The sequence below is a fragment of the Streptomyces sp. MMBL 11-1 genome (genome assembly GCF_028622875.1).
In the GTDB taxonomy this organism is placed as follows: Bacteria; Actinomycetota; Actinomycetes; order Streptomycetales; family Streptomycetaceae; genus Streptomyces.
In genome coordinates this window covers 2,771,998-2,790,758 of record NZ_CP117709.1, presented here as the reverse complement: position 1 = coordinate 2,790,758, position 18,761 = coordinate 2,771,998, and the positions used below count along the sequence as shown (strand labels likewise).

The window sequence follows — 18,761 nt, the reverse complement described above, 5'->3', positions numbered from 1 at the left end:
GGCCCTTGCGGGACAAGGGCGACAGCGGGGGTGACGGGGCGTCGGCCGTGGACGGACGACCCCGGTTGCCGAAACCCGAAAGGGGGCGTTCCCACGTATCCTGAGAACGTTTCCCTCTACGAAAGCGACCTGCCATGCGCGTGTACGTCCCCCTGACCCTCTCCGGTCTCGCAGCGGCGCACGGTGCGGGCGAGGTCGGCCCCGGACCGCTGACCGCCTACGCGGTGACTCCCGGGCTGCGCGAGTGGTATGTCTCCGACGACATCGAGGAGCTGGAGTACGCGGCGCTCAACCGGGCCGCCGCCGCCTCGCTGCGGATGATCGCGGGGAAGCCGGACGAGGCGCGCCGCCGGGTCGTCGTGGCCGTCGACGTACCGGACGGGGCCGCCGTCGCCGACCCCGATCACGGGCTGAGCGCGGCATCGCTCGGCGAGGTGCGGATCTCCGCCATGCTGCCGCTGGCCAAGGCGGCGGCGGTGCACGTGGACGCCGACGACGCGGAGAAGGACGTGGCCGCCGCGGCGGCGGCGCTGGGAGCGGCGGACCTCGGCGACGACGACGCGCGGTTCACCGTGGACGGGGCCGAGGACCACGAGCTGCTGTGGTTCGGCGTGCAGGAGATTCCGCAGCTCATCGGCTGAGTGGCGGCGTTGTCGTACCCGGCGGGTACTTTTCCTCCATGACTTCGGGGACGACACGCACACATCTGGTCTGGGACTGGAACGGCACGCTGCTGGACGACACCCATGCCGTCATCCAGGCGACGAACGCCGCGTTCGCGGAGATCGAGCTGGCGCCGATCACGCTGGAGCAGTACCGGGAGATGTACACCATCCCCATACCCCGGTTCTACGAGCGGTTCCTGGGCCGGCTGCCCACCGAGGCCGAGTGGGAGCGGATGGACGGCGTCTTCCACCGGCACTACGCGGAGCAGCGCCTGGCCTGTGGGCTCACCGCCGGGGTGGAGGAGCTGCTGGATCAGTGGCAGCGGACCGGGCGCAGCCAGTCGCTGCTGAGCATGTACGGGCACGAGCAGCTGGTGCCGGTGGTGCGGGGGTACGGAATCGAGCCGCGGTTCGTCCGCGTCGAGGGGCGTACGGGGCCGTCCGGCGGGAGCAAGGCGCTCCACATGGAGCGGCACTTCGAGGCGCTGGCCGGGGTGGGCGGGATCGCGCCCGAGAACGCGGTGGTCATCGGGGACGCGCTGGACGACGCGGTGGCGGCGGCGCATGTGGGGGCTCGGGCGGTGCTGTACACCGGGGGGTCGCACAGCCGCAGCAAACTGGAGGGGGCGGGGGTGCCGGTGGTGGACAGCCTGGGGGAGGCGGTGGCGTTGGCGCGGACGTTTTCCGCGTAGCGGGGGCGGGGTGGTGCCTGTGCCGGTGCCGGCTGCCGGTGCCTGTCCGTGTGCGGGTGGGCGTGCTGCGGGCTTTCGGGGCGCTGCCCCGGACCCCGGTCCTCAAGCGCCGGGCGGGCTGGAAAAGACGTCCTCAAGCGCCGGGCGGGCTGGAGGGGTGGGTTGACCTGAGTACCTTCAGGAACTCTCGCATCCACGCCGGGTGGTCCGGCCAGGCCCGGGAGGAGACCACGGCGCCGTCCACGACCGCCTCCGTGTCCTGGAAGGTCGCTCCCGCGCCCTGCATGTCCGGTTCCAGGGCCGGGTAGGCCGTGACGTTGCGGCCGGCGAGGCTGCCGTTGGCCGCGGTGATCAGGGGGCCGTGGCAGATCTGGGCGACCGGGCGGTCCGAGGAGAAGAAGGCGCCGACGATCTTCCGCAGTTCGGCGTTGTTGCGGAGGTACTCGGGGGCGCGACCGCCGGGGATCACCAGGGCGACGTAGGCCCCGGGGTCGACCTCGGAGAAGGACAGGTCGGCGGGCCAGGTGTAGCCGGGCTTCTCCGTGTACGTGTCGAAGCCGGGCTCGAAGTCGTGGACCACGAAGCGCAGCGTCTTGCGCTCGGGGGCCGCGATGTCGACCTCGTACCCCTCCTCCAGCAGCCGTTGGTACGGGTAGAGGACTTCGAGCGACTCGGCGGCGTCGCCGGTGACGATGAGGATCTTCTGCGGCATGGCGGGCTCCTCGGGGCCGGTGGCCCCGATGGCGTGCCGAGGGCCTGGATCCGTGCGGTACGGACAGACTGCCCCGGTTTCGGGAGTTCGCCAAGGCGGCGCGGCGCACTGTCCAGAGTGTCAAAGTCCGGGGGGTTCTTTTGTACACAAGCAGCTCATGACGCGATGGGGTGCGAGGGGGATAGCCTGGTGCCGTGATCAGCGCGATACGCCTCGGGGGCAGCGAAGCCCCCGGCTGCCGCCCGGAGTGCCACAGCACCCGGGCGATCCGCGATCTCCCGACTCCGGACCGGCTGCCGAAAATGGCCAATATGGTCCCGGGTATCTCTCGAAGCGGCATAGCGTCGACCCAGACCGGAAACCCCGCGTCGTGGCGGTACGCCGCTTTTCTCACCTACGTCACGCAACGGCGCGCGACAGGAGCCAGAGGACATGCAGACCAAGCTGGACGAAGCCAAGGCCGAGCTGCTCGAAGGGGCCGCCAAGGTAGCTGAGAGTGGTCCGGGCGGTGGTGTCGGTGGCCCGGGAGGTGCCCCCCGGGCGCGGGCTTCCGCCGCCGGGGCCGACGAGAGCGCCCGTGCCGGTCAGGACACGGTGCTCGCCTACCTCCAGCGCTACTACCTGCACACGGCTCCGGAGGACCTCAGCGGCCGTGACCCGGTCGACGTCTACGGCGCCGCCGCCTCGCACTACCGGCTGGCCGAGAACCGTCCGCAGGGCACCGCGAACGTCCGGGTGCACACCCCGACCGTCGAGGAGAACGGCTGGACCTGCAGCCACTCCGTGGTCGAGGTCGTCACCGACGACATGCCCTTCCTGGTGGACTCCGTCACCAACGAGCTGTCCCGGCAGGGGCGCGGCATCCACGTCGTGATCCACCCGCAGGTCACGGTCCGTCGCGATGTCACCGGCAAGCTCATCGAGGTGCTCTCCGGCGGCCCCGGCCTCCCGAAGAGCACCCCGGGCCGCAAGGACGCCAAGGGCGGTAAAGCCGAGCTGCCCCACGACGCGCTCGTCGAGTCCTGGATCCACGTCGAGATGGACCGCGAGACCGACCGGGCCGACCTCCAGCAGATCACCACGGACCTGCTGCGCGTCCTGTCCGACGTACGGGAGACCGTCGAGGACTGGGGGAAGATGCGCGACGCCGCCCTCCGGATCGCCGAGGACCTGCCCGGCGAACCGCTGGACGACCTCGGCGAAGAGGAGGTCGAGGAGGCCCGCGAGCTGCTGCGCTGGCTGGCCGCCGACCACTTCACCTTCCTCGGCTACCGCGAGTACGAGCTGAGGGACAGCGACGCGCTGGCCGCCGTGCCCGGCACCGGGCTCGGCATCCTGCGCTCCGACCCGCACCACAGCGAGGACGAGGCCCACCCGGTCAGCCCGTCCTTCGACCGGCTGCCCGCCGACGCCCGCGCCAAGGCCCGCGAGCACAAGCTCCTCGTCCTGACGAAGGCCAACAGCCGGGCCACCGTGCACCGCCCCAGCTACCTCGACTACGTCGGCGTGAAGAAGTTCGACGCCAAGGGCAACGTCGTCGGCGAGCGCCGCTTCCTCGGGCTGTTCTCCTCCGCCGCCTACACCGAGTCCGTGCGCCGGGTGCCCGTCATCCGCCGCAAGGTCGCCGAGGTCGTCGAGGGCGCGGGCTTCTCGTACAACAGCCACGACGGCCGCGACCTGCTCCAGATCCTGGAGACCTACCCCCGCGACGAGCTGTTCCAGACGCCCGTCGACCAGCTCCGCTCCATCGTGACCTCCGTCCTCTACCTCCAGGAGCGCCGCCGGCTGCGGCTCTACCTGCGCCAGGACGAGTACGGGCGCTACTACTCCGCGATCGTCTACCTGCCGCGCGACCGCTACACCACCGGCGTACGCCTCCGGCTGATCGACATCCTCAAGGAGGAGCTCGGCGGCAACAGCGTCGACTTCACCGCCTGGAACACCGAGTCGATCCTCTCCCGGCTGCACTTCGTCATCCGCGTCCCGGCCGGCACCGAGCTGCCGCATCTGACGGACGCCGACGCCGACCGCATCGAGGCCCGTCTCGTCGAGGCCGCCCGCTCCTGGGCCGACGGCTTCCAGGAGGCGCTCACCGCCGAGCTGGGCGAGGAGCGCGGCGCCGAACTCCAGCGCCAGTACGGCCACTCGTTCCCCGAGGGCTACAAGGCCGACCACTCGCCGCGCGCCGCCGTCGCCGACCTGGTGCACCTGGAGACCCTCAAGCAGGGCGAGAAGGACTTCGCCCTCAGCCTGTACGAGCCGGTCGGCGCGGGCCCCGGCGAGCGCCGCTTCAAGATCTACCGGACCGGCGAGCAGGTCTCTCTCTCCGCCGTCCTCCCGGCGCTCCAGCAGCTCGGCGTCGAGGTCGTCGACGAGCGGCCGTACGAGCTGCGCTGCGCGGACCGCACCCACGCCTGGATCTACGACTTCGGGCTGCGGATGCCGGTGGCCACCGGCAACGGCGGCTATCTCGCCGACGACGCCCGCGCCCGCTTCCAGGAGGCGTTCGCCGCCGTCTGGAAGGGCGAGGCGGAGAACGACGGCTTCAACGCGCTGGTGCTCGGCGCCGGGCTGAACTGGCGGCAGGCCATGGTGCTGCGCGCCTACGCGAAGTACCTGCGGCAGGCCGGCTCGACCTTCAGCCAGGACTACATGGAGTCCACGCTCCGCAACAACGTCCACACCACCCGGCTGCTCGTCTCGCTCTTCGAGGCCCGCATGTCGCCCGGCCGCCAGAGCGCCGGCACGGAGCTGACCGACGGGCTCCTGGAGGAGCTGGACGGGGCCCTGGACCAGGTCGCCTCGCTGGACGAGGACCGGATCCTGCGGTCCTTCCTCACCGTCATCAAGGCCACCCTGCGGACCAACTTCTTCCAGCACACGGACGACGGCACCCCGCACTCGTACGTCTCGATGAAGTTCGACCCGCAGGCCATCCCGGACCTGCCCGCGCCCCGGCCGGCGTACGAGATCTGGGTCTACTCGCCGCGCGTGGAGGGCGTCCACCTGCGCTTCGGCAAGGTCGCCCGAGGCGGGCTGCGCTGGTCGGACCGGCGCGAGGACTTCCGTACGGAGATCCTCGGCCTGGTCAAGGCGCAGATGGTGAAGAACACCGTCATCGTGCCCGTCGGCGCCAAGGGCGGCTTCGTCGCCAAGCAGCTCCCGGACCCGGCCGTGGACCGCGACGCCTGGTTCGCGGAGGGCATCGCCGCCTATCGCACGTTCATCTCCGCGCTGCTCGACATCACCGACAACATGGTGGCCGGCGAGGTCGTGCCGCCCGCCGACGTCGTCCGGCACGACGAGGACGACACCTACCTCGTCGTCGCCGCCGACAAGGGCACCGCGAGCTTCTCCGACATCGCCAACGAGGTCGCCGTCGCGTACGGCTTCTGGCTCGGCGACGCGTTCGCCTCCGGCGGCTCGGCCGGCTACGACCACAAGGGCATGGGCATCACCGCCCGGGGCGCCTGGGAGTCCGTCAAGCGGCACTTCCGGGAGCTGGGTCACGACACCCAGACCGAGGACTTCACCGTCGTCGGCGTCGGCGACATGTCCGGCGACGTGTTCGGCAACGGGATGCTGCTCTCCGAGCACATCCGCCTCGTCGCCGCCTTCGACCACCGGCACATCTTCATCGATCCGGACCCGGACGCCGCCACCTCGTACGCCGAGCGGCGCCGGCTCTTCGACCTGCCCCGCAGCTCCTGGGCCGACTACGACACGGGCCTGCTCTCGGCGGGCGGCGGGATCCACCCGCGCAGCGCCAAGTCGATCCCGCTCAACTCGCACGTCCGCGAGGCGCTCGGCATCGACCCCTCGGTGAGCAAGATGACGCCCGCCGACCTGATGCAGACCATCCTCAAGGCCCCCGTCGACCTGGTGTGGAACGGCGGCATCGGCACGTACATCAAGGCCGTCTCCGAGTCGAACGCCGACGTCGGCGACAAGGCCAACGACGCGATCCGCGTCAACGGGGAGGACCTGCGGGCCAAGGTCGTCGGGGAGGGCGGCAACCTCGGGGCCACCCAGCTCGGCCGGATCGAGTTCGCCCGCAGCGGCGGCCGGATCAACACCGACGCGATCGACAACAGCGCCGGTGTGGACACCTCCGACCACGAGGTGAACATCAAGATCCTGCTCAACGGTCTGGTCCGGGACGGCGACATGACCGTCAAGCAGCGCAACAAGCTGCTCGCCGACATGACCGACGAGGTCGGCGCGCTCGTCCTGCGCAACAACTACGCGCAGAACGTCGCGCTCTCCAACGCCTCCGCCCAGGCCCCGTCCCTGCTCCACGCCCAGCAGCGCTTCATGCGACGCCTGGAGCGCGACGGCGCTCTCGACCGGGCGCTGGAGTTCCTGCCCGCCGACCGGCACATCCGGGAGCTGCTGAGCAACGGCAAGGGGCTCAGCCAGCCCGAGCTGGCCGTGCTGATCGCCTACACCAAGATCACGACGGCGGACGAGCTGATCTCCACCGTCCTGCCGGACGACCCGCACCTGCAGAAGCTGGTGCACGCCTACTTCCCGAGCGAGCTGCGCGAGCGGTTCCCCGAGGCGGTCGACGGGCACGCGCTGCGCCGCGAGATCATCACGACGGTCCTGGTCAACGACACGGTGAACACCGCCGGTTCGACCTTCCTGCACCGGCTGCGCGAGGAGACCGGGGCGTCGATCGAGGAGATCGTGCGGGCCCAGTTCGCGGCCCGGGAGATCTTCGGGCTGTCCCGGGTGTGGGACGCGGTCGAGGCGCTCGACAACAAGGTCGCCGCGGACGTCCAGACCCGGATCCGGCTGCACTCGCGGCGGCTGGTCGAGCGCGGTTCGCGCTGGCTGCTGGGCAACCGGCCGCAGCCCGTCGCCATCGCGGAGACCATCGAAGGGTTCCGGGACGGCGTCGCGCGGGTCTGGGACGAGCTGCCCAAGCTGCTCAGGGGCGCGGACCTGGACTGGTACCGCTCGATCCTGGACGAGCTGACGGCCGCGGGCGTGCCGGAGGAGCTGGCGGTCCGGGTGGCCGGGTTCTCCTCCGCCTTCCCGGCGCTGGACATCGTGGCCATCGCCGACCGTACGGGCCAGGACCCGCTGGAGGTCGCCGAGGTCTACTACGACCTCGCGGACCGGCTGCGGATCACCCAGCTGATGGACCGGATCATCGAGCTGCCGCGGGCCGACCGCTGGCAGTCCATGGCCCGCGCCTCCATCCGCGAGGACCTGTACGCGGCGCACGCGGCGCTCACCTCGGACGTGCTGAGCGTGGGGAGCGGGTCCGCGACGCCGGAGGAGCGGTTCCGGGCGTGGGAGGAGAAGAACGCGGCGATCCTGGCCCGGTCGCGGTCGACGCTGGAGGAGATCCAGGGGTCGGACGCGTTCGATCTGGCGAACCTGTCGGTGGCGATGCGGACGATGCGGACGTTGTTGCGTACGCACGCGTAGGGCGTTCCCGTACGTCTGTGGGGGCCGGTGCCGTGGGTGGCGCCGGCCCCCTGGCCGTTGGTGCGGGCCTCCCGGGCGCGGGCCTCCCGGGCGCGGGCCTCCCGGGCGCGGGCCTCCCGGGCGTGGGCCTTGTCCGCAAGCGCCGGACGGGGATGGGATCGGCCGGATGGGGAAGGGCCTGGGCCGGACGGGGGCCGAAGGGCTACTTGCGCTTGGGCCGAAGGGTTACTTGCGCTTGGTGAACGCCTCGTACGCGGCGACCACTTCCTTCGCCGGGCCGCCCATCCTCAGCGTGCCCGCCTCCAGCCACAGGGCCCGGTCGCAGGTTTCGGTGATCGATTTGTTGCTGTGGCTGACCAGGAAGACCGTGCCCGCCTCGGCGCGCAGTTCCTTGATGCGGTCCTTGCTGCGGTGCTGGAACTTCGCGTCGCCCGTGGACAGCGCCTCGTCGATCAGGAGCACGTCGTGGCTCTTGGCCGCCGCGATGGAGAAGCGGAGCCGGGCGCCCATGCCCGAGGAGTACGTGCGCATCGGCAGCGTGATGAAGTCGCCCTTCTCGTTGATGCCGGAGAAGTCGACGATCTCGTCGTAGCGTTCGCGGATCTGCTCGCGGGTCATGCCCATCGCGAGTCCGCCCAGCACCACGTTGCGCTCCCCGGTCAGGTCGCCCATCAGCGCCGCGTTCACGCCGAGCAGCGACGGCTGGCCCTGGGTGTGGACCCTGCCCCGGGTCGGCGGCAGCAGGCCCGCGACCGCCTTGAGCAGCGTCGACTTGCCGGAACCGTTGGAGCCGATCAGGCCGATGGCCTCGCCCTTGTATGCGGCGAAGCTGACCCCCTTCACGGCGTGCACCTGGCGTGCGCCGGGGGTACGGCGGCGCGTGGTGATCCGGCTGAGCGCCGAGGTCGCGCTGCCCTTGCCCGTACGGGCGCCGTTGACCGTGTACGTGATGTGGACGTCGTCGACGACGACCGTCGGGACCCGGTCGTGCCCGGGGGAGTCCTGGGGATCAGCCACGTCCGTACGTCTCCTCGGCCTTCCAGAAGTACACGAATCCGGCCACGCCGCACAGCAGCGCCCAGCCCGCCGCGACCGCCCATGCGAACGGTGGCAGTTGCGCCGCCGTGTAGCTGTCGATGAGCGCGTACCGCATGAGGTTGATGAAGAGCGCCGCCGGGTTGTACTCCAGCGCCACCATCACCGCGTGCGGCACCCGTTCCCCCTTGAGCAGGTGGTCCAGGCTCCACATCACGCCGGAGGAGTACATCCAGGTCCGCAGCACGAACGGCGTCAGCTGCGCGATGTCCGGGGTCTTCGCCGTCAGCCGGGCCACGGCCATCGACACCCCGGTGTTGAACAGCGCCTGGAGCGCGAGCGCCGGGACGGCCAGCAGCCAGGAGGGGCTCGGGTACTGGCCGAACGCCAGCAGGATCAGGGCCAGCGCGCCGAGGGAGAACAGCAGCTGCTGCAACTGCTGGAGGGCGAGGGCCACCGGCAGCGAGGCGCGCGGGAAGTGCAGGGCCCGCACCAGGCCGATGTTGCCGCTGATCGCCCGCGTGCCCGCGGTGATCGAGCTGGCGGTGAAGGTCCAGATGAAGACCCCGGTGACCAGGAACGGGACGAAGTCCTCCACCCCGTGCTTGGTGTTCATCAGGACGCCGAAGATGAAGTAGTAGACGGTCGCGTTCAGCAGCGGCGTCACGATCTGCCAGATCTGGCCGAGCTTCGCCTGGCTGTACTGGGCGGTCAGCTTGGCCGTCGCGAACGCGGCGATGAAGTGCCGCCGCCCCCAGAGCTGCCGGATATAGGCGGGCAGCGAGGGCCTGGCGCCGCTGACCGTCAGGCCGTGCCGGGCGGCCAGGGCGGCCAGCTCACCGGGTGCGTAGGTGGGGACGTCCTGGGCGGGGGTGCTCACCGGGGCCGGTGGAGCTGCTGTCTGGCTCACCACGAACGATCGCTTTCGACGGAAGCGGGAGGGGGACACCGCCGGAACGCCGGAACGCCGGAGCGAGGGGGCGGTGGGGCGGTGGGGTAATACGGCGACGGGACGATACGGCCCCGTAGGGACGCCCTCGTTGGGACGGGACCGTATCGTCGTAACGCTGAGAGTAGGACGCTTCTACGTCGCAACGCAACCGTTTCGTCGCGGCCGACTATCATGCGGGCCATGACCACCGAACGGGGAACCCGCCGCCGCGCCCCCGCAGGCGCCGCCGTCCTGCGCGAGGACGTGACGGACGCCATCCGCGCCGCCGTCTTCGAGGAACTCGCCGCGGTGGGGTTCGCCCGGATGTCCATCGAGGGCATCGCCCGGCGTGCGGGCGTCGGCAAGACCGCCGTCTACCGCCGCTGGAAGTCCAAGCTGGCGCTCGTCCTCGACCTGGTCGCCGCCGTCGCCGCCCAGGGGATGCCCGCCCCGGCCACCGGTTCGCTGTACGGGGACGTGCGCGCCGTCCTGGAACTGGCCGCGTACGCCCTGCGCCACCCGGTCGCCTCGCAGGTCATCCCGGACCTGCTGGTCGAAGCGGCCCGCAATCCGGAGATCTCCGAGGCGATCAAGACCGCGCTCCTGGACCAGCAGCAGGGCGTCGCCGCCGTGGTGGTGAGGGAGGCCGTGGCCCGGGGGGAGCTGCCGGAAGGCAGCGATCCGGACCGGGCGCTCGACCTGATCGTGGGGCCGCTGTACTGGCGGCTCGTCGTGGTCCGCGGCGAACTGCCCAAGGGCTACCTGGACGATCTGGCCGCCTCGGCGGTCGCCGCCCTCAAGCACGCCTGAAGACGCTCAGCCCGCCGGTACCCGCGCCAGCACCTCGCCCGTGGCCGGGCTGAACGCCAGCACCGTCGCGTTCTCGGGCAGCCGCTGGAAGCGGGTCAGCAGCAGCCACCGCACCCCGTACCGGGCGGTGATCCCGTCCCGCCGGGCCCGCGGGGTCGACGCGTCGAGGTACGAGGCCACCGCCCGGCTCCTCTCCCGCCGCTCCGTGCGCGCGAGCCCCGCGTCCGGCAGCGCGTCGGCCAGCACGTACGCCCCGTGGCCGGCCAGCGCGTACATCGCCGGGCGGCTGTCCGTCAGGACCACCTCGCCCGGGGGCACGTGCGCGGTCGCCCAGGCATACGGTTCCCCGGCCGCACGCACCCCCTCGGCCGCCGGGGGCCCCGTGGTCCGGCCGTCGGCGGGGGTACGCGGGGCGGTGAGCCCGTTGTAGTACGGCCACAGCGCCGCCACGGTCACCGCGCACACGACGGCGAACGCCCACCGCCACACGGTCGGCCGGATCCGGGTCCGCGTCCGGACCGCGATCAGGGCGAGACACCCGATCGCCGCGCCGATCGCGGTCGGCGGGTGGACCAGCAGGACGAGCCCGAGCAGTACGCCGATCCCGGTCGCCTCCGCCCACCGGGGCGTCCGGCCGGGCTTCGGATCACCGGGGCGGGGGGCCCGGGCGGTCGCGCGCCCGGTCCACGCCCACAGGTGCAGGGTGACCGCGACCGCGAACGTGCTCGGCGCGCTCCAGCGGGCCGGGTCCGCCCAGTGGATCAGCGCCAGCGGCACGAGCGCGAGGACCGGGACCCAGCGGGACGGGGTCAGCAGCCGGGTGAGCCGGCCGATTCCGGTCAGCAGGAGCAGCAGGTTCACCGACGCGGCCAGCGCCACGACGGACGGGCCCGAGAGGCCGGTGGCGCGGGCGGCCAGCCCTTGGAGCAGCGCGTACGGGGAGTAGTGCGCGCTCGCCACGGCAGGCAGGTCGGTCATCGGGAACGCCGGGTGCAGCAGGTTCACCCGCAGCCGTTCGACGACGGCCGCCTGCAGCCCGGTCTCGCAGCACAGCGGAGCCTGCCAGGCCGCCGCCGACAGCACCGCCCACAGCAGGCCGCCCAGCACGAGGTACGGCGAGGGCAGCCACAGGGGCGGCCGGGCCGGGCCGTCGGCCGCGTCGCCCCCGGCCGCGGCGGGCGGGAGGCCGGAGCGAGGGGCGCCGGAGGACGGGGCGGAGGAGGAGGCAGCGGAGAAGAGGGGCACACCTCATGGGTTCCGTGCGGCGGGCCCGCTCTCCCCGCCGCCACTCGTCCGGGGGATTCCGGGCGACGCCTCCCGGACGCCCCTACGGGACGTCCGCCAGCAGCCGGTCCACGACCCGGGCCGCCGCGCCGCCGTCGTCCAGATCGCAGTAGTCGCGGCGGAAGCTCTCGTACGCGTCGGCGTGCCGGGCGGCCAGCGACCCGGTGTCGCGCAGCGCCTGGGCCACCTCGTCCGTCGTGACCAGCAGCGGCCCCGGCGCCCGGGTCTCGAAATCCAGGCAGAAGCCGCGCACGGTGTCGCGGTAGTGCTCCAGGTCGTACGTGTGGAAGAGCATCGGCCGGCCCGTCAGCGCGAAGTCGAACATCAGCCCCGCGTAGTCCGTCACCAGGACGTCGGCCACCAGCAGCAGCCGGGCCGCCCCCGGGTGCCCGGACACGTCGAGCACGCCGGGCCCGGCCGGGACGGTCCCGGTGACCCGGGGGTGGCGGCGCACCAGCACCGTGTGGCCGGGGCCGAGCGCCCGTGCCAGGGCACCCGGATCGAGCGCCGGCTCCCAGCGGTACGGGCCGGGGGCCGTGCGGTCGGCGGAAGCGGCCGGGGGGTGGGCCAGGTGGTCGCGGTAGGTCGGGGCGTACAGCACGACGCGGTGGTCCTCCGGGATTCCGAGCCCGCGCCGCGCCTCCTCGGCGGCCTTGTCCCGGTCGGGCGGGAACAGCACGTCGTTGGCGGGCGAACCGGCCTCCAGCACCTCGCCCTCGTACGCAAGTGACCTGCGCAGCCACGGGGTGGCGAAGCGGCTCGGGGAGACCAGCACCGACCACTGGGCCGACCGCCGCGGCAGGGTGGCGAGATACTGGTGGTCGGCGTAGAGGGTGTCCGCCAGGCCGCCGCCGAACCGGCCGAGCGGGGTGCCGTGCCAGGTCTGGACGACCGTCTGCCCCGGACGCCGCTCGAACCACTCGGGCAGCTGCTCGTCCGTGACGATCCGGCGGGAGCGCGCCAGCGCCGCGTACCAGGCGGGGCTGTGCACGGGGACGGCCCGCGCGCCGGGCGGGACGTGGGTGGTGCGGCCGGGGGTGGTACCGGTGACCCACAGGTGTTCGGTCTCCGTGCCCCGGCGCACGAGTTCGGTGTGGACGGCGCGCGGGGAGTCGCCGCCCGCGTAGAGGACGGTCTCGCTGAGCGGGAGCAGCGTGCGCCCGTCGCGGTAGTGCGCGGCGCGCAGGAGCCGCCTGCCGTACGTGCTCCGCCCGGCCACCGCCGACGACTCCGGCACCGCGACGACGGACAGCCGGTCGCCGTGCCGCCGCTCCGGGCGCAGGGCGCTCTCGCCACGGCCGGAGGGGAGCTGGGCGGCGGCGGAGCCGAGGACGCGTACGGGGTGGCCGTCCAGGCGGATCTCCCAGCGGCCTTCCGGGAGCGGCGGGGCGATCAGCACGGAGAACCGCGACCGGCCGCCCGCCGCGGGGGCGGGGAGCCCGTCCGGGCTCATACCCGGGCTGACGTCGTCCGGCCTCGCCCCTGGGCTTCTGCCCGCGCTCTCGTCCGCAACCCCGTTCGCATCTCCGTCCGTATCTTCGTCCGCATCTGCGTTCGTGACGGATTCCGTGACGGACTCCGCGATGGACTCCGTGACGGACTCCGTGACGGAGTCTGCGATGGACTCCGTGACGGACTCCGTGACGGAGTCTGCGATGGACTCCGTGATGGTTTCCGTGACGGCTTGAGCGCTGTTCCCCGCCACGGCTTGCGCGACCGTCCCCTCGACCGGGACCGTCTCGTGCAGCGTCTCGTGGTGCAGGACGAGTCGGCCGCCGGGGCCGGTCGCCGTCCCCGCAGCGGGCGGAACGTACGTCCCCGAGACGCGCAGGGCCCCCTCCGGCGTGCACTCCACCCGGTCCGCGTACGGAGGCCCCGCCAGGTCCAGCACCAGGTCGCCCGCCGGATCCGCGCACGCGGGCGGCGGCAGGTCCGGGGCGGCGGGCAGCGGGACGCGGGTGCCGTCGGCGAGCAGCAGCCGGACCCGCCAGCGCGCCCCGCCGGCCGCCTCGACCTCGCGGGGCGCCCGGTGCGGAGCGGGCGGGGCCCCGGCGAGGTCGGCGAGCGGCACCCGCACCGTGAACCCGACCCCGTCCGGCGCCCCGCTCTTGTTCCCGTCCGCCCCGCCCGGCCCTCCGCCCCCGTGCCGGTCCGCCCCGCCCGGCGTCCGGTGCTCGTTCGCCCCGGTGGTCTCCGCGTACTCCACCGGGCAGGAGCGCTCCTCGCTCCCGTCGCGTGTCAGCAGCAGCGCCGTGGGCCTGCTCCCGTCGAAGAGCCGGCCCGTGAGTTCCAGCCAGGAGCCCTCCGCCCCGGCGGTCCGGTGCCCCTCGGCCCGTGCCCGCAGGCGCGACACGGTCAGCCGGAGCCGGCCGCCCCGGTAGTCGAGCACCGCCCGCCGCCCGTCGCCCAGGTCGTGAACGAGCGGCTGGTCCGCGCCCGCGTCCGGGGCGCGCACCGCCACCCGCCGGACCGCCCCGGGCGCGGCGAGGACCAGGCCGACCAGCCAGCCGCCGCCCTCCGTCGTCGCGGGCAGCCGGTCCGGGTCGAGGACCATCTCGAAGCCCGCGTGGTCGTAGCCGTGCAGCTCCTGCCCGGAGCTCACCGTCGCCTCGGGCGTGCACACGGAGCGCACCGGCACCGGGCGCACCTGCCGGCCCCGCTCCGCCCGGACCATCCCCACCGTGAGCCGGTGCCGGGCGGAGGCGGCGGGGAGGTTGCGCAGATACGCGTACCCGCGCAGCCGCAGCTTCCCGTCCGCGCCCCAGCGCGCCTCCAGCAGCCGCGCCACGGCGGGCACGTCCGCGCGCGTGAGCCGGGCGCTCGCGCCGCGCACCCCGGGGTACACCGCCCGCCGCCGCCCCGGGGGGCCCTCGACCGCGAACGTTCCCGCCCCGTTGGCCCGTTCGAAGGCGAGGACCGCCAGCAGCTCCTCCAGCCGCCGCTCCCGCACCAGCGTCCACTTGACGCGCAGCTCCACCGGCAGCCCCTCCAGCGCCCCGGGCCCCGCCCGGTCGACGAAGGCCCCGGCGCCTTCCAGGAACGCCGCCCGGTACGCCGCGCCGCCCAGCGGCAGACCGTCCAGGAAGTACCCGAAGTCGTCGCGCAGACAGGACGTGTCGTAGGCCCGCCGCTGTGCCGCGTCCCGGTCGCCCAGGAACGCGCTGACCTGCTCGCACGCGGCGATCCGGTCCCGTACGCCCGTGACGTCCGTACGCCGCCGGGTGATCGACCCCTCCCGCACCCGCCAGTAGTAGACGTGCTCGTGCAGGACGTCGACGGACCCGGCGAGATGGTGCGCGGGGATCATCACCGGGGTGTCCTCGTACAGCCTGCCCACGGGGAAGGCGAAGCCGTGCGCGTCCCAGAAGGAGCGCCTGAACACCTTGTTCCACGCCACCCGGTCCGCCAACAGGCGCGGGTCCCGGGTGATGTGGGTACGCGGCCGGGGGCCGGTCAGCCAGCGGTACTGCCACGCCTGCTGCCGTCCCTGTGCGGTCAGCCGCCACACATTGCCGGTCACCAGGTCGGAACCGGTCGACTCCAGCGAGGCCGTCATCCGCTCGTACGCGTCGTGCACGAGAACGTCGTCGCTGTCGGCGAACGCCAGGTAGGGGACGGTGGGCGTGGTGTGCCGGACGCCGGTGTTGCGGGCGGCGCTCAGGCCGGCGTTCCGCTGCCGCACCAGCCGGAAGCGGCCGTCCCGGGCGGCGAACTCCGCCGCGATCCGGGCGCTGCCGTCCGTCGAACCGTCGTCGACCATGACCACCTCGATCGCTTCGAGGGTCTGGTCCGCCACCGACCGCAGGCAGTCCTCCAGGTAGGCCTCGACGTTGTGGACGGGGACGACGACGCTGAGGAGGGGCGGCACTGGTGGCTTCATGTCCTGGTCAACAGGGGCCAGGTCCCGGGGTCACCGGCGCTGCCCCGAACGGGTGAACGCGGCTCCTGTGCCGTCCCGGCCCGCGATTACCCTCGGCTGCCATGCCCACCCGAGCTTCCGTGAAGCGTTTCGCGCGCCGGCAGGCCATGCGGGCCGCCTACCGCACCGACCTGCGCCGCCCGCTCGACCCGGACCTCGCCGTCTACGGGGCGTACTGGAACCGGGGCGTCGCCTGCAACCCCGCCGCGATCCACGCCAAGGCCCGCGAACTGGCCCCGCACGTACGGGGCGTGTGGGTCGTCTCCTCCCGGCACCGCGACCGGATGCCGGCCGGTGTGCCGTACGTCATCGAGGGCTCGCGTCCCTACTGGCGGGCCATGGCCACCGCCGCCTACCTGGTCAACAACTCCAGCTTTCCCGGCGGTTTCACCAAACGGCCCGGTCAGCGCTATCTCCAGACCCACCACGGAACCCCCCTCAAGACCATGGGGCTGGACCAGCGCGCGTACCCCGCCCTCGCCCGGAAGACCGACTTCGCCAGGATCCTCGCCCATGTCGGCCAGTGGGACTTCAGTCTCTCCGCCAACCCGCACAGCACCGAGGTCTGGGACCGCGTCTACCCGGGCGCGTACGAGCGGCTCGACCTCGGCTACCCCCGCAACGACCTCTACGCCACCGCCACCGCCGGGGACGTCGCGAAGGTCCGCGCCGGCCTGGGCATCGCCGAGGGACAGACCGCCCTCCTCTACGCCCCGACCCACCGCGACTACCGCGACAGCTTCGTACCCGACCTCGACCCGGCACGGCTGGCGCGGGAACTCGGGCCGGACTACGTGCTGTTGGTGCGCGCCCACTACTTCTACGGGCGCACGGCCGAGGTCGGCGGGGCGGAGGCGCGGCACGGTGCGGACGCGGGGACGGGGCGCGTCGTCGACGTCACCGGGCACCCCCGGGTCGAGGAACTGTGCCTGGCCGCCGACGCATTGATTGCCGACTACTCCTCCCTGATCTTCGACTACGCCTGCCTGGACCGCCCGATCGTCGTCCACGCCCCCGACTGGGCCGCCTACCGTGCCGCGCGCGGGACCTACTTCGACCTGCTCTCCGGGCGGCCCGGCGACACCCCCGGCGCCGTCACCACCACCCCCGGCGGGCTGGCCGACGTGTTCCGTACGGGGGAGTGGCGGTCACCGGAGGCGGCCGTGCTGCGCACCGCGTTCCGAAAGCGGTTCTGCCCGTACGACGACGGACGCGCGGCAGAACGCGTCGTGCGGCGGTTCTTCGCCCCGTCCCTGTGACCCGGGGCCCCGCCCCTGTGACCCGGGGCCCCGTCCCTGACCGACCGGGGTGTCCCCGCCACCCGAATGGCTCAAGGCGGCCCGCCCGCGCCGGTTCTTCCGTGCCGCCCGGTCGTTGTGCCCGGCATCTCGCTCACCCCGCCATGTTGGGAGACGTCCATGCACCGGTCCGCCTACGAGCAGATGGAACTCTGCATCAAGGAGTATCTGCCCGTCGAAGGGCCTGCCCGCGGGGCCGCGTCCGGCAACGGCGCCTACCGCGTCGTCGACCTCGGGTCGCGGATCTCCGGCAAACAGACCCGTACCCACCGGGCGTTGCTCGCCGGGCACCCCGTCGACTACTTCGGTGTCGACGTGCAGGACGGCCCCAACGTCGACGCGGTGATGAGGAAGCCGTACCGCATCCCCGCCCGCTCCAACAGCGCCGATGTGGTGCTGTCCGGGCAGGCGTTCGAGCACATCCCGTTCTTCTGGGCGTCGATGCTGGAGATCGCCCGGATCCTGAAGCCGGGCGGCCACGCGTTCATCACCGCCCCGTCGCGCGGCCACGTCCACGACGCGCAGGACTGCTGGCGCTACTATCCCGACGGGTTCCGCGCGCTCGCCGCGCACGCGCGGCTCGAACTGCGCGAGGCGTACACCGACTTCCCGCCCCGCAAGGGCATCTGGCACGACTACCGGGCCATCGACAAGAAGGCCGCCTACTGGGGCGACTCCGTCGGCGTCTTCCGTAAGCCGCGGCGCTACCCCCGCCTGACCATGTTCGCCGTACGGGAGCTGACGGTGTGGTGGGCGAACCGGGTCGGCGGCGTGGACGGGGTACCGCTGCCCCGTCCGGTGGACGGCCGTGAGGCGTGCGGACGCCCGGAGGCCGTGCCCGCGCAGGGGGCCGCACGCGAACAGGAACCGCCCCGATCAATGGCAGGTTGACGAAAGATGACATGCGGCGCAAACCGCGCGTACTGTCCCGGGGCATGGCTTGGCGCAACGCCGTCAACGGCGTCCTTCAGCAGCTCACCGGATACCAGCTCAGGCGCGTCACGGTGCCCGCCGCCCGCACCGCCCCCGCACCGGCTCCGGCCGCCGCACCCACCCCCGTAACGGCTCCGGAACCCAAGGCGAAGAAGGCCGCGCCCGGGTTCCCCGCGGACTACGACGACGAGGCGAAGGACATCATCCGCGCGGTCAAGCCGTACTCGATGACCTCGCCGGAGCGGCTCAACACCTTCATCCTCGCCACCCGTTACATCGCCCGGCACGACATCCCCGGTTCCATCGTCGAGTGCGGCGTCTGGCGCGGCGGTTCCATGCAGGCCTGCGCCCGGACCCTGCTCTCCGTCGGTGAGACCGAGCGCGACCTGTACCTCTTCGACACGTACGAGGGCATGACCCCGCCCACCGCCGAGGATCTGCGGCGCGACGGGCGGCCGGCCCAGGAACTGCTGGACGCCCAGGGCAAGGACCGGCCGATCTGGGCGGTCGCCTCGCTGGAGGACGTCAAGGCGGGCTTCGACACCGTTCCGTACCCGAAGGAGCGCGTCCACTACGTCCAGGGGCGGGTCGAGGACACCGTCCCCGCGCAAGCCCCCGAGCAGATCTCCATCCTGCGCCTGGACACCGACTGGTACGCCTCCACCAAGCACGAACTGGAGCACCTGTACTCCCGGTTGGTCCCCGGCGGGGTGCTCCTCATCGACGACTACGGCTACTGGCAGGGATCGCGGCAGGCGGTCGACGAGTTCCTCGACAAGACCGGTGAGCGCCTTCTGCTGCTGCGGATGGACGAGGGCCGGATCGCCGTGAAGCCCTGACGCGAGCCCATCACGGCAGCGCCGAGCACCGAGCCCCGTGCCCTTCCGGTACGGGGCTCGAACGTGCTCCCGGCACGCCCCTGGGGCGCGTGGCTCCGCCCCCTCCGCGTCACCCGAACGGGCCCCCTCGGGTGACCCGCCCTTCCGGCGCGGGTTGTACCCCATGGCCCCCGACGGGCCCCACCCCGGAAGTCCAAGCCCCCG

At 72.7% G+C, this 18,761-nt stretch carries 12 protein-coding genes; 7 read left to right on the top strand and 5 right to left on the bottom strand.

Going from position 1 to position 18,761, the window contains the following annotated elements:
- The first annotated feature begins 134 nt into the window (after nt 1-134).
- Nucleotides 135-641 carry a DUF6912 family protein gene (locus PSQ21_RS11920; RefSeq protein WP_274030462.1) on the top strand — a complete coding sequence of 169 codons (507 nt, stop codon included), beginning with the start codon at nt 135-137 and terminating at the stop codon, nt 639-641.
- A gap of 38 nt (nt 642-679) precedes the next feature.
- Nucleotides 680-1,357: an HAD family hydrolase gene (locus PSQ21_RS11915; RefSeq protein ID WP_274030461.1), complete on the top strand. Its 678-nt coding sequence runs from the start codon at nt 680-682 to the stop codon at nt 1,355-1,357.
- A 133-nt stretch (nt 1,358-1,490) separates the two neighbouring features.
- Here the strand turns inward: PSQ21_RS11915 and PSQ21_RS11910 are convergent, their stop codons facing one another.
- Entirely contained in the window at nt 1,491-2,069 is a 579-nt protein-coding gene (locus PSQ21_RS11910) for a DJ-1/PfpI family protein (RefSeq protein WP_274030460.1), read from the bottom strand.
- Between the two features lie 432 nt (nt 2,070-2,501).
- Here PSQ21_RS11910 and PSQ21_RS11905 point away from each other — a divergent pair, with 432 nt between their 5' ends.
- Nucleotides 2,502-7,508 carry an NAD-glutamate dehydrogenase gene (locus tag PSQ21_RS11905; protein ID WP_274030459.1) on the top strand — a complete coding sequence of 1,669 codons (5,007 nt, stop codon included), beginning with the start codon at nt 2,502-2,504 and terminating at the stop codon, nt 7,506-7,508.
- A 225-nt stretch (nt 7,509-7,733) separates the two neighbouring features.
- Here PSQ21_RS11905 and PSQ21_RS11900 read toward each other — a convergent pair whose 3' ends face one another.
- Nucleotides 7,734-8,525: an ABC transporter ATP-binding protein gene (locus PSQ21_RS11900; RefSeq protein WP_274030458.1), complete on the bottom strand. Its 792-nt coding sequence runs from the start codon at nt 8,523-8,525 to the stop codon at nt 7,734-7,736.
- The gene (locus PSQ21_RS11895) at nt 8,518-9,423 is read right to left on the bottom strand and encodes an ABC transporter permease (protein WP_274030457.1); all 906 of its coding nucleotides are present in this window, start codon (nt 9,421-9,423) and stop codon (nt 8,518-8,520) included. Before PSQ21_RS11895 ends, PSQ21_RS11900 begins: the two co-directional genes overlap by 8 nt.
- 252 nt (nt 9,424-9,675) lie before the next feature.
- Between PSQ21_RS11895 and PSQ21_RS11890 the strand changes: the two genes are divergently transcribed.
- Nucleotides 9,676-10,284 carry a TetR/AcrR family transcriptional regulator gene (locus PSQ21_RS11890; RefSeq protein ID WP_179889851.1) on the top strand — a complete coding sequence of 203 codons (609 nt, stop codon included), beginning with the start codon at nt 9,676-9,678 and terminating at the stop codon, nt 10,282-10,284.
- A gap of 6 nt (nt 10,285-10,290) precedes the next feature.
- On the opposite strand, the gene PSQ21_RS11885 is transcribed toward PSQ21_RS11890, so the two are convergent.
- Both PSQ21_RS11885 and PSQ21_RS11880 read right to left on the bottom strand, forming a co-directional pair.
- Nucleotides 10,291-11,529 (bottom strand): hypothetical protein, encoded by a 1,239-nt coding sequence (locus PSQ21_RS11885; RefSeq protein ID WP_274030456.1) that lies wholly within the window; start codon nt 11,527-11,529, stop codon nt 10,291-10,293.
- 82 nt (nt 11,530-11,611) lie between these two features.
- Nucleotides 11,612-15,448: a bifunctional glycosyltransferase/CDP-glycerol:glycerophosphate glycerophosphotransferase gene (locus PSQ21_RS11880; RefSeq protein WP_274030455.1), complete on the bottom strand. Its 3,837-nt coding sequence runs from the start codon at nt 15,446-15,448 to the stop codon at nt 11,612-11,614.
- Between the two features lie 101 nt (nt 15,449-15,549).
- Between PSQ21_RS11880 and PSQ21_RS11875 the strand changes: the two genes are divergently transcribed.
- The 3 genes from PSQ21_RS11875 (at nt 15,550) to PSQ21_RS11865 (ending at nt 18,557) form a co-directional block, all read left to right on the top strand.
- Nucleotides 15,550-16,746 carry a CDP-glycerol glycerophosphotransferase family protein gene (locus tag PSQ21_RS11875; RefSeq protein WP_274030454.1) on the top strand — a complete coding sequence of 399 codons (1,197 nt, stop codon included), beginning with the start codon at nt 15,550-15,552 and terminating at the stop codon, nt 16,744-16,746.
- A gap of 159 nt (nt 16,747-16,905) precedes the next feature.
- On the top strand, nt 16,906-17,676 hold the full coding sequence (locus tag PSQ21_RS11870; protein WP_274030453.1) for a methyltransferase domain-containing protein: 771 nt from the start codon (nt 16,906-16,908) through the stop codon (nt 17,674-17,676).
- Nucleotides 17,677-17,687: 11 nt separating this feature from the next.
- Nucleotides 17,688-18,557, top strand: a complete 870-nt coding sequence (locus tag PSQ21_RS11865; protein WP_274030451.1) for a TylF/MycF/NovP-related O-methyltransferase — start codon at nt 17,688-17,690, stop codon at nt 18,555-18,557.
- The last annotated feature ends 204 nt before the right edge of the window (nt 18,558-18,761 follow it).